The following is a 13,075-nucleotide window of genomic DNA, read 5'->3' on the forward strand; positions in this document are numbered from 1 at the left end:
ACAATCCCGCCGGCCGCGTGCCGCAGGCCGGTCAGGCTCAGGCCTGGCCGGCGTCTTCCTTCGGCGGGTACTTCAGGCTGAGCACCACGGTGGCGGCGATGATCGCGGCGACCACGCCCAGCGACACCGGGGTCGGGATCTTGAACAGGTCGATGATCATCATCTTGATGCCGATGAAGCCCAGCACCAGCGCCAGGCCGTACGGCAGCAGGTGGAAGCGGTCGGCCATGCCGGCCAGCAGGAAGAACATCGCACGCAGGCCCAGCACCGCGAACACGTTGGAGGTGAGCACGATGAACGGGTCGGTGGTGATGGCGAAGATCGCCGGGATGCTGTCCACCGCGAAGATCACGTCGGTCACCGCGATCAGGATCAGCACCGCGAACAGTGGGGTGAACCAGCGCTTGCCGTCGCGCATCACGCTCATCGCGTTGCCGGCGTAGTCCGGCAGCAGGCGCAGGTGCTTGCGCATCCAGCGCAGGGCCGGGTTGGTCTCCAGGTCGGGCTCTTGGCCGGCGGCGAACCACATCTTCCAGCCGGTGAAGAGCAGGAAGGCACCGAACACGTAGAGCAGCCAATGGAACTGGCTGATCAGCACGCTACCGGCGAAGATCATGATCGTACGCAGCACGATCGCACCCAGGATGCCGATGATCAGCACCTTCTGGCGCTGCTCCTCCGGCACCGCGAAGTAGCTCATGATCATCAGGAAGACAAAGATGTTGTCCACCGCCAGGGCCTTCTCGACCAGATAGCCGGTCAGGAACTCCAGGCCGACCTTGTTGGCCACCACCTGGCCGGCGGTCTCGCTGAGGTAATACCAGAGGCCTGCGTTGAACAGCAGGGCCAGTGCGACCCAGCCGATGGACCACCACAGGGCCTCCTTGAAGGTGACCTTGTGCGGTCCGCCGTGGCGCATCAACACCAGGTCGACGAGCAGGGCGATGATGACCACCGCCACGAAGCCGCCCCACATCCACACATTACCGATCGTCTGCATTGGGAATATCCGTTGGAAAGATGAATGCCAAGCCGGACGGCGAGGATCTGCAACGGAGGATCGGGAGGGGATCCAGGGACAGAGCTTCGCCAGTACGGCGAAGGTCTCGCTCGCAACCCCACGCGGGTGGGATTGCCGTTGCACCGGAGCCTGCGGGCTCGAATTGACGGCGACAACGTCTGGGAGCTACTCCCCTTCTGGGGCCGATTCTGCGGCCTGGCCGGGCCGCCGTCAAATGCCGCCCCCGCCCCACGGATTTCCGGCCCCCGGTGCCCCCCGGCTACAATAGGCCGATGAATACCCCCCTTCCCGTTGTCCGCCTCAAGAACGCGTGGCGCTCCAGCCACCCGTGGATCTTCCAGAAACTGGTCGAGAAGCCGACCGTCCGGCCCAAGCCCGGTTCCATCGTCGACGTGGTCGGCATCGATGGCGAGTTCATCGGCCGTGGCTTCTACAACGGGCACTCGCGCATCGCCGTGCGCATCCTTGAAACCGACCCGAACGTGCCGGTCGATGCCGGCTGGTTCTCGCGCAAGATCGCCCAGGCGGTCGAACTGCGCCGCGGCGTGCTGAAGCTCGATGCGGTGTCCGACGCCTGGCGCGTGGTGCACAGCGAAGGCGACGGCCTGTCCGGCCTGGTGGTGGACCGTTACAACGACCTGGTGGTGGTCGAATTCTTCGCCGCCGGCATGTTCCGCCACCGCGAGTGGATCTACGACGCCCTGCGCGAACAGTTCCCGGGCTGCCGCTTCCACAGCTTCGCCGACGAACACGTGCAGAAGCAGGAAAGCTTCGACTTCCACGGCAACACCACCACCGAAGCGTCGGTGATCACCGAGCATGGCATCAAGTTCCGCGCCGACCCGGCCGGTGCGCACAAGACCGGCTTCTTCGCCGACCAGCGCGAGAACCGTGAGTGGCTGAGCCAGCAGGTGGAAGGCAAGAGCGTGCTCGACCTGTGCTGCAACACCGGCGGTTTCGCCGTGTATGCGGCCGCACGCGGTGCGTCGGAAGTGGTCGGCATCGACATCGATGAAGACGTCATCCAGATCGCCAAGGGCAATTCGCGCCTGAACAACGTGCGCCCGAAGTTCATCCAGTCCGACATCTTCCCGTGGCTGCGCGATGCCGCCAACCGCGGCGAGCAGTACGACGTGGTGATCCTGGACCCGGCGAAGATGACCCGCGACCGCGACCAGGTCATCACCGCGCTGAAGAAGTACCTGGACATGAACAAGCTGGCGCTGGGCGTGGTCAAGCCGGGCGGCCTGTTCGCTACGTTCTCCTGCACCGGCCTGGTGGCCGAGGACCAGTTCCTGGACATGCTGCGCCGCGCGGCCTATTTCTCCGGCCGCACGATCCAGATCCTGAAGGTGGCCGGCGCCGGTCCGGACCATCCGTTCATGGCCCACGTGCAGGAATCGCGTTACCTGAAGGCCGTGTTCTGCCGCGTGGTGGACTGAGCCGTCTGTTGCTGTAGAGCCGAGCCCACGCTCGGCTGATCTGCCTGGCAGCCGAGCATGGGCTCGGCTCTACAAAACGGCGGGCCGCAGCGCTATGGTCGGGCTCTTCTCCTAACCGGTGAGAGCCCATGCCATCGCTGCGTCGCCTGTCCCTGTTGCTTGCCCTTGCGCTGTGTGCGCCGCTGTCCGCCCATGCCATCGAGTTCAGCGCGCAGGAGCTGGCCCGCGCCAAGACCCTGCAGCAGCGCCTGCTGACCCTGGACAGCCATCTGGATACGCCGGCCAACTTCGGCCGCGCTGGCTTCGACATCGAACAACGGCACGACCACAACGCGCTTTCGCAGGTGGATTACCCGCGCATGGTCGAGGGCGCGCTGGATGGGGGCTTCTGGGCGATCTACACCGACCAGGGGGATCGCACTGCAGCGGCCCACCTGGCCGAGCGCGACCACGGCCTGCAGCGCCTGCTGGAGATCCGGCAGATGCTGGCGGCCAACCCCGATCGCTTCGCGCTGGCGCTGACCGCCGATGATGCCGCGCGCATCAAGGCCGCTGGCAAGCGCGTGGTGTACATCAGCATGGAAAACGCCAGCCCGCTGGTGGAAGACCCCAGCCTGCTCTCGTTCTACCACCGCGCCGGCCTGCGCCTGCTCAGCACCGTGCACTTCGCCAACAACGAGTTCGCCGATTCGGCCACCGACCCCAAGGGCGCGGAGTGGAAGGGGCTGAGCCCGGCGGGCAAGGATCTGGTACGTGCGGCGGTGAAGCTGGGCATCGTCATCGACCAGTCGCACGCCTCCGATGCGGTGTTCGATGACCTGCTGGCGATGATGCCGGTGCCGTTCGTGCTGTCGCACAGCTCGGCCAAGGCGGTCTACAACCACCCGCGCAACCTCGACGATGCACGCCTGCGCCAGCTGGCCAAGGCCGGCGGCGTGATCCAGGTGAATGCCTATGGCGGTTACCTGATCGACACTGCCAAAACGCCCGAACGCAAGCAGGCCGAAGAAGCGCTGAGCAAGCAGCTGGGCGGCTGGGAAGGCATGGGCATCGCCCAGGGCGTGGCCCTGCAGAAGGCCGAACAGGCGCTGGACCACGAGCACCCGGTGCGCCACGCCAGCCTGGACGACTTCTTCGCCCACTTCGAACACATCCTCACGGTGGTCGGCCCCGAACACGTGGGCATCGGCCTGGACTGGGATGGTGGCGGTGGCCTGAGCGACCTGCCCGACGTCAGCCAGTTGCCGAAGATCACCGCGTGGCTGCTGCGCAAGGGCTACACCGAGCAGCAGATCGCCGGCATCTGGGGCGGCAACCTGCTGCGGGTGATGCGGCAGGCGCAGGACCATGCCGCAAAGCAGGGCGGGTGAAGCGCCCTGCGGGGTGCCGGCCAGCGGCCGGCACTACCGGTGATCCGGTTATTTCGCGATCAACGCATTGCGGCGGCTGTACAGGAAGTACAGCACCAGGCCGACCACGTTCCAGATCAGGAAATACAGCTGGGTGGTGTGCGGCAGGCTGATGAACAGGTAGATGCAGCCCAGCGCGGCCAGCGGCCCGACCACGAAGGCCAGCGGCGTGCGGAAGCTGCGCTCGCGGTTCGGCTCGCGCACGCGCAGCACCACCAGGCAGATACCCACCGCGGTGAACGCGGCCAGGGTACCGGCGTTGGCCAGGGCGGCGATCTCGTCCAGGCGGGCCACGCCGGCCAGTGCCGACACCACCACGGCGGTGAACAGCGTGGTCGCCACCGGCGTGCCGGTGCGTGCGTTGACCTTGGACAGGCCACGCGGCAGCAGGCCATCGCGGCTCATCACGAAGAAGATGCGGCTCTGCCCGTACAGGAAGGCCAGCAGCACGGTGGGCAGGGCGATGATCGCGACCACGCCGATGAACATCGCCGCCTTCGGGCTGCCGAGCTCGCGCATGATCAGCGCCAGCGGCTCGGCGCTGTGGCCGAACACCGCATAGCTCATCGCGCCCACGGCGGCCAGCGCCACCAGCACGTAGACGATGGTGCAGCCGATCATCGAACCGATGATGCCGATGGACAGGTCACGGGCCGGGTTCTTGGTTTCCTCGGCGGCGGTGGAGATCGCGTCGAAGCCGTAGAAGGCGAAGAAGATGATCGCCGCCGCGGCCATCACGCCACGCTCGACGCCATCCGGGCCGAGCGACTTGGCAAAGCCATACGGCATGAACGGCTGCAGGTTGGCGGGGTCGAAGGCGGGCAGGGCGACGGCCACGAACACCGCCAGGGCGATCAGCTTGAACACCACCAGGATGGCGTTGAGCGTGGCGCTTTCCTTGGTACCGGCCATCAGCATCAGCGCCACCAGCCAGGTGATGATGATCGCTGGCAGGTTGATGAAGCCACCGGCCACGTGCGGCCCCGCGGCCAGTGCGGCCGGCAGGGTGATGTCGATGCCGAACTGGGTGTGGATCCATTCCAGGAAGCCGACGAAGTAGCCGGACCAGCCGACCGCCACGGTACTGACCACCAGCGAGTATTCGAGGATCAGGCTCCAGCCCACCACCCAGGCGAACACCTCGCCCAGCGCACTGTAGCTGTAGGTATAGGCGCTGCCGGCCGCCGGCATCATCGTCGACAGCTCGGCATAGGACAGTGCCGCGCAGGCGCAGACCGCACCGGCGATGGCAAAGGAGATCAGCACCGCCGGGCCGGCCAGGTTGGCGCCGACGCCGATGAGCGTGTAGATGCCGGTGCCGACGATGGCGCCGATGCCCAGGGCGATCAGGTGCGGCCAGCTGAGGGTCGGCACCAGGCGCCGACCGGCTTCATGGACAGTGACGGAATCTAGCGACTTGCGCCGGAGCAGGGACATGCAGGCCTCGGAAGGGGATGACTTGGAACGACAAGTTCCCGAGTGTGACCGAACGCAGCGCAGCATTACCACTGACGAGGGTCATACCCGCTAGGGCGCGCGCTGCGCCCCGACCAGGCTGCCGGAATCAGCACAAAGCCCGCGTCCCCGATCCCGCCGGTGGGCAGGACGTCAGCCCACGATGCTGCCGCGTGCCGGGTCCACGACCGGCGCGGCGCCGGCGGCGCTGAGCTGGGCCAGCACAGCTTCAAAGCCGTGCTCGCGGCCGAAGGCGTGCTCGTCCAGCGTCACCGGCAGCAGCTGCAGGAAATCAAAGCGCCCGGAGGGCAGCTGCTGCGGACCCGGGAAGTGCGGGGCGGGAATGAACACCATCGCCTGCAGTGCGCTGTCGGCGCGGTCCACCGGCATGCCCAGCTTCAGCCGGTCCCATGCCGACAGCGGGTCGCCTGGCATGCGCCCATGGCACAGCAGCAAGTGATAAGCGGTGAACCAGCGCACGGTGGTCAATGCCCAGGGCGCCTCGTCCTGCGTTTCCATCAGCAGCTCGACGCCGAAACCGGAATCCCCATCCTCGTGCGGGCCTTCCCACGCATTGGACAGGCCCGAGCTGACGTACACCCAGTGCCGGCGCTCGCCATGCGGCGGGCAGGCGAACACGCCTACGTGCAGCCAGCGCGGATCGATTTCCTCCTGCTGGAACACCCCATGCAGCAGGTCCATGTCCAGCGGAAAGATGCCCGGGCCGGTGTCGCCGAAGTGCTGGCGGTACAGGGTCTCTTCGCGGAACTCCCAGCTGCGTTCGAGCAGGGTGTCGTCATCCATGGTGGTCATCGTGCGTCCGTGGAGGTTGCAGGTGGGGGCTGCAGCATAGCGCGCCCCCACCCGGGCCCTCAGCGGTCCACCGTGGCCAGCACCGCCTGCGGGTAGCGCTCGCCGGCGGCGGCATGCAGCGGGAACACCGCATCCAGCCGCGCGAGCACGCCTGCATCCAGCTGCACCTGCAGCGCGCCGAGGTTTTCCTGCAGCCTGGCCGCGCGCGTCGTGCCCGGGATCGGCACCAGGTGCGGACCCTGTGCCAGCACCCAGGCCAGGGCCAGCTGCGCCGGGGTCATGTCCAGCTCGGCGGCCAGCGGCTGCACCTGTGCCACCAGCGCCAGGTTGCGGGCGAAGTTGTCGCCCTGGAAACGCGGCGAACTGCGGCGGTAGTCGTCGGCCTCGAAGTCATCCGGGCTGCGGATGGCGCCGGTCAGGAAGCCACGCCCCAGCGGCGAATACGGCACGAAGCCGATGCCCAGTTCGGCGGTGGTGGCCAGCACCCCGTTCTGCTCCGGTTCGCGCGACCACAGCGAGTATTCGCTCTGCACCGCCGTGACCGGATGCACCGCGTGGGCACGGCGGACGGTGGCTGCCGAGGCTTCGGACAGGCCCAGCCAGCGCACCTTGCCCTGTTCGACCAGGCGCGCCATCGCACCCACGGTGTCCTCGATCGGCACGGCCGGGTCGACGCGGTGCTGGTAGTACAGGTCGATGTGGTCCACGCCCAGCCGGCGCAGGCTGTCCTCGCAGGCGGCCTGCACGTACTCCGGGCGGCCGTCGATACCGCGCGCCTGCGGGTTGCCCGGGTCCAGCTTCAGGCCGAACTTGCTGGCCAGGAACACCTCGTTGCGGCGCCCGGCGATGGCGCGGCCGAGCAGGCGTTCATTGGTATGCGGGCCATACACATCGGCGGTGTCGAGCAGGGTGACGCCACGGTCCAGCGCCTGCTGGATCAGGGCAATGGCCTCGTCCTCGCTGCTGCGGCCACCGTAGAAGGCGCTCATGCCCATGCAGCCCAGGCCGAGGGCGGAAACGGTGGGGCCGGCGGGGCCGAGGGTGTGGGTCGTCATGGATGGGGAGCTCATCGGCTGGGTGCTCATTGGGGTGTCTCCAGGGGGAAGGGTCAGGCGCGCGGCTGCAGGCGGGTGCCGCCACTCATCAACATGCGCGGCAGCGGCATCTGCAGGAAGTCGTGCGGGAAGGACGGGGCGACGGCACTGAGCGCGTCCAGCCGTGCCAGCGCCTCGGCCGGCAGCTGCAGGTCCAGGGCGGCCAGGTTGTGCTCGAACTGGGCCAGGGTGCGGGCACCGACGATGGGCAGGGCACCGGCGCCCGGGCGCTGCAGCAGCCACGCCAGGGCGACCTGTGCCGGCGAATGCGACAGTTCCTGGGCGATCTGTTTCACTTCATCGGCGATCTGCAGCGAACGCGCGGTCAATGCGCCGTTGATCAGGGCGACGTTGCGGCGCGAGCCACCCGGCGCAGCAGCCAGCACCTCGTCCTGGGCCAGGTCGCTGGCGCTGTACTTGCCGGTCAGCACGCCACTGCCCAGCGGCGACCAGGCCACCACACCCAGGCCCAGCGCGTCGGCCATCGGCAGCAGTTCGTGCTCCACGCTGCGCTGGATCAGGCTGTACTCGATCTGCAGGGCCACCAGCGGGGCCCAGCCGCGCAGGTCGGCCAGGGTCTGCATGCGCGCGATCTGCCAGGCCGGTGTGTCGGAAATGCCGGCGTAGAGCACCTTGCCGCTGCGCACCAGATCGTCGAAGCCGCGCATCACCTCATCCACGCCGGTGGTGTCGTCCCAGGCATGCAGGTACAGCACGTCCAGATAGTCGGTGCCGAGCCGGCGCAGGCTGTCCTCCACCGAGCGCCGCATGCTCTTGCGGTGGTTGCCGGCGTTGTTGGGGTCGCCCGGCACGGTGGCCAGGGTGTACTTGCTGGCGATCACCAGGCGCTCGCGCTGGCCCTGGGCGAAACAGCCGAGCAGGGTCTCTGCGCTGCCATTGGTGTAGTTGTTTGCCGTATCGACGAAGTTGCCGCCACGTTCAACGTAGGCATCGAAGATGCGGCGGGCCTCGGTTTCGTCCGCGCCCCAGCCCCAGTCGGCGCCGAAGGTCATCGTGCCCAAGGCCATCGGGCTGACCCGCAGGCCGGAGCGGCCGAGCAGGCGGTAGTGGTCGAGCGACATCGTTGGTCTCCATCACGGGGGCGGTGCATCCGCCGGGGAAGCCAGCTTCCTCCTGTCGATCGTGTGGATAAACTGCGTATAACCTGACTCACCTTGAAGGCTGGCTTCACAATGGATGCCTCCGCTCCTCTCACTGCCGTGGTCGCCTTCGTCCACGTGGCCGAACATGCCAGCTTCACCCGCGCCGCCGATGCGCTGGGCGTGTCGACCTCGGCGCTGTCGCAGAGCGTGCGCGCGCTGGAAGCGCGGATGGGCGTGCGCCTGCTGCAGCGGACCACGCGGCGGGTGGGCCTGACCGAACACGGCGCGCGCTTCCTGCAGCGGGTGCGAGGTGGCCTGGACCAGATCGACCAGGCCTTCGCCGAACTGGACAGCGCGCGCTCGGTGCCGGCCGGGCGGCTGCGGGTGACGCTGCCGCGCATCGTCGCCGACCGCATGGTGCTGCCGCGGCTGCCCGATTTCCTCGCGCGTTACCCGCAGGTGCAGGTGGAGCTGTGCGTCGACCCGGCGCTGGCCGATCTGGTGGCCGAGGGCTTCGACGCCGGCATCCGCCTGGGCGAATCACTCGCGCAGGGCATGATCGCGGTGCCGATCGGGCCGCCCGAGCGGCAGGTGGTGGTGGCCACGCCGGCCTACTTCGAGCGCCAGGGCGTGCCGCAGACCCCGCATGACCTGCAGGGCCACGCCTGCATCGTGCACCGCCTGGCCAACGGCCGGCTGATGCCCTGGGAGTTCAGCCGCGAGGGCCACGACCTGGAGGTGGAAGTGAGCGGGCGACTGGTGTTCAACGATGCCGGCGTCGCCCATCGCGCCGTGCTCGCCGGCCTGGGCATGGCCCAGGGCTTCGCCTCGCTGGTGGCCGACGACATCGCCGCCGGGCGGCTGCAGAGCGTGCTGCAGGACTGGCAGCCACCGTTCCCCGGCTTCCACCTGTACTACCCGGCGCGTGAGCAGATGGCACCCAAGCTGCGGGTGTTCATCGACCACCTGCGCGAGGGAATGCACGATAGGTAGAGGCCAACCTTGGTTGGCACGCCTCAGTCGAGCAAGCTCGACGCTACGGTCAGCGGTTCGACGCCCGGCCAATGGCAGCCATCTTCCTGCCATGCCTCGACGTCTTCGCTGAAGGCCGTGCGCCGCCCGTCGCGTGCGCGTTCGTAGCTGAAACCGTAGACGCGCGCGCCCTGCGTGCTCAGGTGATAGCGACCGTTGCGGCGGCCCTCGATGCGTTCTTCCCACACGCTGTCGAACTGGGAGGGCCGGTCTTCATCCAGCACCGTCGTTTCCTGCGAGACCCGCTGCACCGGCAGGCGACCGCGCTGCCCGGCGTACTGCACGTCGGCACTGCCATCGTCCAGCCAGCGCCACAGCAGGTGGATGCTGTCGTTGCGGCCGCCGGTGAGGCAACGATGGTCCTGCGCCGCGGCCGCCGCTGCGGTGTCGGCCAGCAGCACGACAAACAGCAGGACGGCCAGCCGCCGGATCATCCGTTCAACCCCAGGCGGATGCCGAAACCGACCAGGAACAGGCCGGCCACGCGGCGCAGGACGGTGCTGACGCGCGGGTGCTGGATCAGGTGGCGACGGGCCAGGTTGCCCGCACCGATCAGCAGCGAGCAGTAGGCCACGCTGACCACGAAGATGATGCCGGCCAGCGCTGCGAACGTGGCGATGCCGTGGTGCGCGGCCGGGTCGATGAACAGCGGCAGGAAGGCCATGTAGAACAGGATCGCCTTCGGGTTGAGCAGGCTGACCAGGATCGCCTGCTGGAAATAGCGGCCGGGCTGCATGCGGATCGGGCCGGCATCGCCGCCCTCGCGCTTCGGCGTGCGCAGCAGGCTGATGCCCACCCACACCAGGTAGGCCGCGCCCAGGTACTGCACCGCGTGGAAGACCAGCGGGTTGGCCTTCAGCAGCGCGGCCACGCCGGCCAGGGCCAGCCACATCAGGATCTGGTCTCCGACCAGCAGGCCGGCCAGCGCGGTGTAGCCGCCGCGCACGCCGCCGCGGCCGGTGGCGGTGAGCAGGGTGAAGGTGCCGGGCCCGGGCAGGGCGAGGAACACCAGCACGGCGAGCAGGAACGTCCACAGGTCCTGGATGCCCATCCACGGCATGGCATGGCTCATTGTTGTTGCGGGGGGGCGCCATTGTCGGCCAGTGGCGTGGCCGGGGACAGGGGGCCGTCGCCATCGCCGGGCAGGCCGGACAGCAACGGTTGCAGGTGGTCGCGCAGCTGCGCGTGCAGTTGCCGCACCGCCGGCGAGAACTGTTTGCGGTGCGGGCATACCAGCTGCAGCGGGATGTGGCTGCCGATGCCGTCCAGCAGCACCTGCAGGCGCCCGGCGCGCACGTCCTCGCGCAGGTCCAGCCAGGATTTGTAGGTGATGCCTTCGCCAGCCACCGCCCAGCGCCGCACCACGTCGGCATCGTCGCAGACCAGCGGCCCGCGCACCGGTATCACCACGCGCCGCCCCTCGACCTCGAACGCCCAGCGGTCGTAAGTGCGCCCACCGAGCTGGTAGGCCAGGCAGTCGTGCTCGCGCAGGTCTTCCAGCCGTGCCGGCACGCCACGCCGCTGCAGGTAGGCGGGCGATGCCGCCAGCACGCGGCGGTTGCCCTCCAGCAGCGGCAGCGCCACGTAGCTGGCATCGTCGAAGTGGCCCAGGCGGATCGCCACGTCCACCGGGTCGCGGAACACGTCGGCCACCTCGTCGGACAGGCGCAGGTGCAGCCGCAGCCGCGGGTGTGCGGCACGGAAGGTGGCCAGCCACGGCAGCAGCAGGTTGCGGCCGAAATCCGAAGGCGCCGACAGCTGCAGGGTGCCGTGCAGGTCGGCGTCCTCGCCCTGCACGCGGGCCTGGCCCTCGCGCAGCGTGGCCAGCACCTCCTGCGCATAGGGCAGGTACAGCGCGCCTTCGCCGGTCAGGCGCAGGCTGCGGGTGGTGCGCACGAACAGGCGCAGGTCCAGCTCGCGTTCCAGCCGCGCCACCGCGGCGGCCACCTGGCCGGGCAGCAGGTCGGCCTCGCGCGCGGCCTGCGAGAAGCTGCCCAGCGCGGCGGTGCGGACGAACAGCTGCAGATCGTCGAAACGGATCATTTTCATTGCCGGAGTGAAAGTGCTGACCGATTCTGCGCCTTTCCGGGGAGCCGCGCGCGGCGCACGCTGTGGATTCCTTTTCCCCACTGGACCGCTGCCATGCGCGCCATTGCCTACACCCACGCCGGCCTGCCGATCGATGACCCGCAGGCCCTGATCGACATCGACCTGGACCTGCCGCAGCCGGGCCCGCGCGACCTGCGGGTGGCGGTGCGCGCCGTGGCGGTGAACCCGGTGGATACCAAGGTGCGCCGCAACGCCGCCACCGAAGGCCCGCGCGTGCTGGGCTGGGATGCGGTGGGCGTGGTCGATGCGGTGGGCAGCGAGGTGACCCTGTTCCAGCCCGGCGACGCGGTCTACTACGCCGGCGTGATCGATCGCCCGGGCAGCAATGCCGAGTACCAGCTGGTGGACGAGCGCAGCGTCGGCCGCAAGCCGGCCAGCCTCGACGATGCCGCCGCCGCGGCCCTGCCGCTGACCGCGATCACCGCCTGGGAACTGCTGTTCGACCGCCTGCGCATCGCCGAGGGCGGCGGTGAAGGGCAGACCCTGCTGGTGATCGGCGCGGCCGGCGGCGTCGGCTCGATCCTGGTGCAGCTGGCACGCACGCTGACCAAGCTCACCGTCGTCGGCACCGCCTCGCGCCCGGACACCCAGGACTGGGTGTATGCGATGGGCGCGCACCACGTGATCGACCACACCCTGCCGCTGACCGAAGGCCTGGCCCGGCTGGGCATTCCCCAGGTCGAGCACGTGGCCAGCCTGACCCACACCGACCAGCACTATGCGCAGATCGTGGAAGTGCTGGCGCCGCAGGGTCAGCTGGGCCTGATCGACGACCCGGGCCAACTGGACGTGATGGCACTCAAGCGCAAGGCGCTGTCGCTGCACTGGGAGCTGATGTTCACCCGGCCGCTGTTCAAGACCGCCGACATGCAGCGCCAGCACGATCTGCTGAACCGCGTGGCCGAGCTGGTTGATGCCGGGGTGCTGCAGACCACGCTGGGCGAGCACTTCGGCCGCATCAACGCGGCCAACCTGCGCCGCGCGCATGCGCTGCTGGAAAGCAATCGTGCCAAGGGCAAGATCGTGCTGGAAGGCTGGTAAGGATCATGGCCAACGGCTGAGCCCCTCGTGGCTGGCCGCCCGGTCCCGCGGCCGCGCATCTGCGGATGGGCCGGGCGGGCAGGCCGCGCAGGGGACGCCGTGAATCCATCCATGGAGGCTTGTGAGCGCCATCCATGGCGCTCGCACCCCTGCGCAACCTACCCACCCGGCCTCTGACAGTTTCCGTGCGCGTCCAGCCACGGAAAAGAAAAAGAACAGCAGAAGCGGGTCGCGCGCTGCGCTTGCTCGCAGCCAAGCATGGCTTGGCTCTACAGGAAGCAAAGAGCGGCCGGCCAGGCTGCTCTGCTTTTGATTTTCTTTTTCTTTTCCGTGGGTGGTGGAGGCCGCAGCCATCTGTCAGAGGGCGGTCGGGTTGGGTTCGCGGGGGTGTCCGCGGCATGGATGCCGCGGCCAAGCCCCCATGGTGAAGTGACCCCCTAAAGTTGGACAGGTGGGGGGCTAGGCGACCAGCGCGACCTGCTCCCGGTACTTTACCGGGCTCAAGCCCTTTAATTTCAGCCGGATACGGTCTTCGTTGTAGTACCGGATGTACTCC

At 68.5% G+C, this 13,075-nt stretch carries 13 protein-coding genes; 4 read left to right on the plus strand and 9 right to left on the minus strand.

Annotated features, from left to right (window positions below):
- Positions 1-37: 37 nt before the first annotated feature.
- The gene (locus AC3WL7_RS06080; protein ID WP_079224440.1) at positions 38-1,000 is read right to left on the minus strand and encodes a TerC family protein; all 963 of its coding nucleotides are present in this window, start codon (positions 998-1,000) and stop codon (positions 38-40) included.
- A gap of 293 nt (positions 1,001-1,293) precedes the next feature.
- Between AC3WL7_RS06080 and AC3WL7_RS06085 the strand changes: the two genes are divergently transcribed.
- Positions 1,294-2,463, plus strand: a complete 1,170-nt coding sequence (locus AC3WL7_RS06085) for a class I SAM-dependent rRNA methyltransferase (RefSeq protein WP_079224439.1) — start codon at positions 1,294-1,296, stop codon at positions 2,461-2,463.
- A 128-nt stretch (positions 2,464-2,591) separates the two neighbouring features.
- Complete coding sequence (locus AC3WL7_RS06090; protein WP_492749664.1) at positions 2,592-3,833, plus strand: dipeptidase; 1,242 nt, start codon at positions 2,592-2,594, stop codon at positions 3,831-3,833.
- Positions 3,834-3,881: 48 nt separating this feature from the next.
- Here AC3WL7_RS06090 and AC3WL7_RS06095 read toward each other — a convergent pair whose 3' ends face one another.
- The 4 genes from AC3WL7_RS06095 to AC3WL7_RS06110 form a co-directional block, all read right to left on the minus strand.
- On the minus strand, positions 3,882-5,309 hold the full coding sequence (locus AC3WL7_RS06095) for an amino acid permease (RefSeq protein ID WP_200734404.1): 1,428 nt from the start codon (positions 5,307-5,309) through the stop codon (positions 3,882-3,884).
- A 171-nt stretch (positions 5,310-5,480) separates the two neighbouring features.
- Positions 5,481-6,140: a suppressor of fused domain protein gene (locus AC3WL7_RS06100; RefSeq protein ID WP_079224436.1), complete on the minus strand. Its 660-nt coding sequence runs from the start codon at positions 6,138-6,140 to the stop codon at positions 5,481-5,483.
- A 59-nt stretch (positions 6,141-6,199) separates the two neighbouring features.
- Positions 6,200-7,195 (minus strand): aldo/keto reductase, encoded by a 996-nt coding sequence (locus tag AC3WL7_RS06105; RefSeq protein WP_492749665.1) that lies wholly within the window; start codon positions 7,193-7,195, stop codon positions 6,200-6,202.
- Between the two features lie 53 nt (positions 7,196-7,248).
- Positions 7,249-8,316, minus strand: coding sequence for an aldo/keto reductase (locus tag AC3WL7_RS06110; RefSeq protein WP_492749666.1), 1,068 nt, complete (start codon positions 8,314-8,316; stop codon positions 7,249-7,251).
- Between the two features lie 111 nt (positions 8,317-8,427).
- Between AC3WL7_RS06110 and AC3WL7_RS06115 the strand changes: the two genes are divergently transcribed.
- On the plus strand, positions 8,428-9,330 hold the full coding sequence (locus tag AC3WL7_RS06115) for a LysR family transcriptional regulator (protein WP_079224432.1): 903 nt from the start codon (positions 8,428-8,430) through the stop codon (positions 9,328-9,330).
- Between the two features lie 23 nt (positions 9,331-9,353).
- On the opposite strand, the gene AC3WL7_RS06120 is transcribed toward AC3WL7_RS06115, so the two are convergent.
- Genes AC3WL7_RS06120 through AC3WL7_RS06130 form a run of 3 tightly spaced genes read right to left on the minus strand, consistent with a single transcriptional unit; the run spans position 9,354 to position 11,418 of the window.
- On the minus strand, positions 9,354-9,803 hold the full coding sequence (locus tag AC3WL7_RS06120) for a hypothetical protein (protein ID WP_492749667.1): 450 nt from the start codon (positions 9,801-9,803) through the stop codon (positions 9,354-9,356).
- Positions 9,800-10,429, minus strand: a complete 630-nt coding sequence (leuE, locus tag AC3WL7_RS06125) for a leucine efflux protein LeuE (RefSeq protein ID WP_492749671.1) — start codon at positions 10,427-10,429, stop codon at positions 9,800-9,802. Before leuE ends, AC3WL7_RS06120 begins: the two co-directional genes overlap by 4 nt.
- An 8-nt stretch (positions 10,430-10,437) precedes the next feature.
- Complete coding sequence (locus AC3WL7_RS06130) at positions 10,438-11,418, minus strand: LysR family transcriptional regulator (protein WP_492749668.1); 981 nt, start codon at positions 11,416-11,418, stop codon at positions 10,438-10,440.
- 93 nt (positions 11,419-11,511) lie between these two features.
- On the opposite strand from AC3WL7_RS06130, the gene AC3WL7_RS06135 reads away from it, so the two are divergent.
- Entirely contained in the window at positions 11,512-12,519 is a 1,008-nt protein-coding gene (locus AC3WL7_RS06135) for a zinc-binding alcohol dehydrogenase family protein (protein ID WP_079224425.1), read from the plus strand.
- A 459-nt stretch (positions 12,520-12,978) separates the two neighbouring features.
- Here the strand turns inward: AC3WL7_RS06135 and AC3WL7_RS06140 are convergent.
- On the minus strand, positions 12,979-13,075 hold a 97-nt coding region (locus AC3WL7_RS06140; protein WP_492749672.1), incomplete at its 5' end, for an IS3 family transposase.

This window comes from Stenotrophomonas sp. FW305-3-2-15-E-LB1, assembly GCF_058787375.1.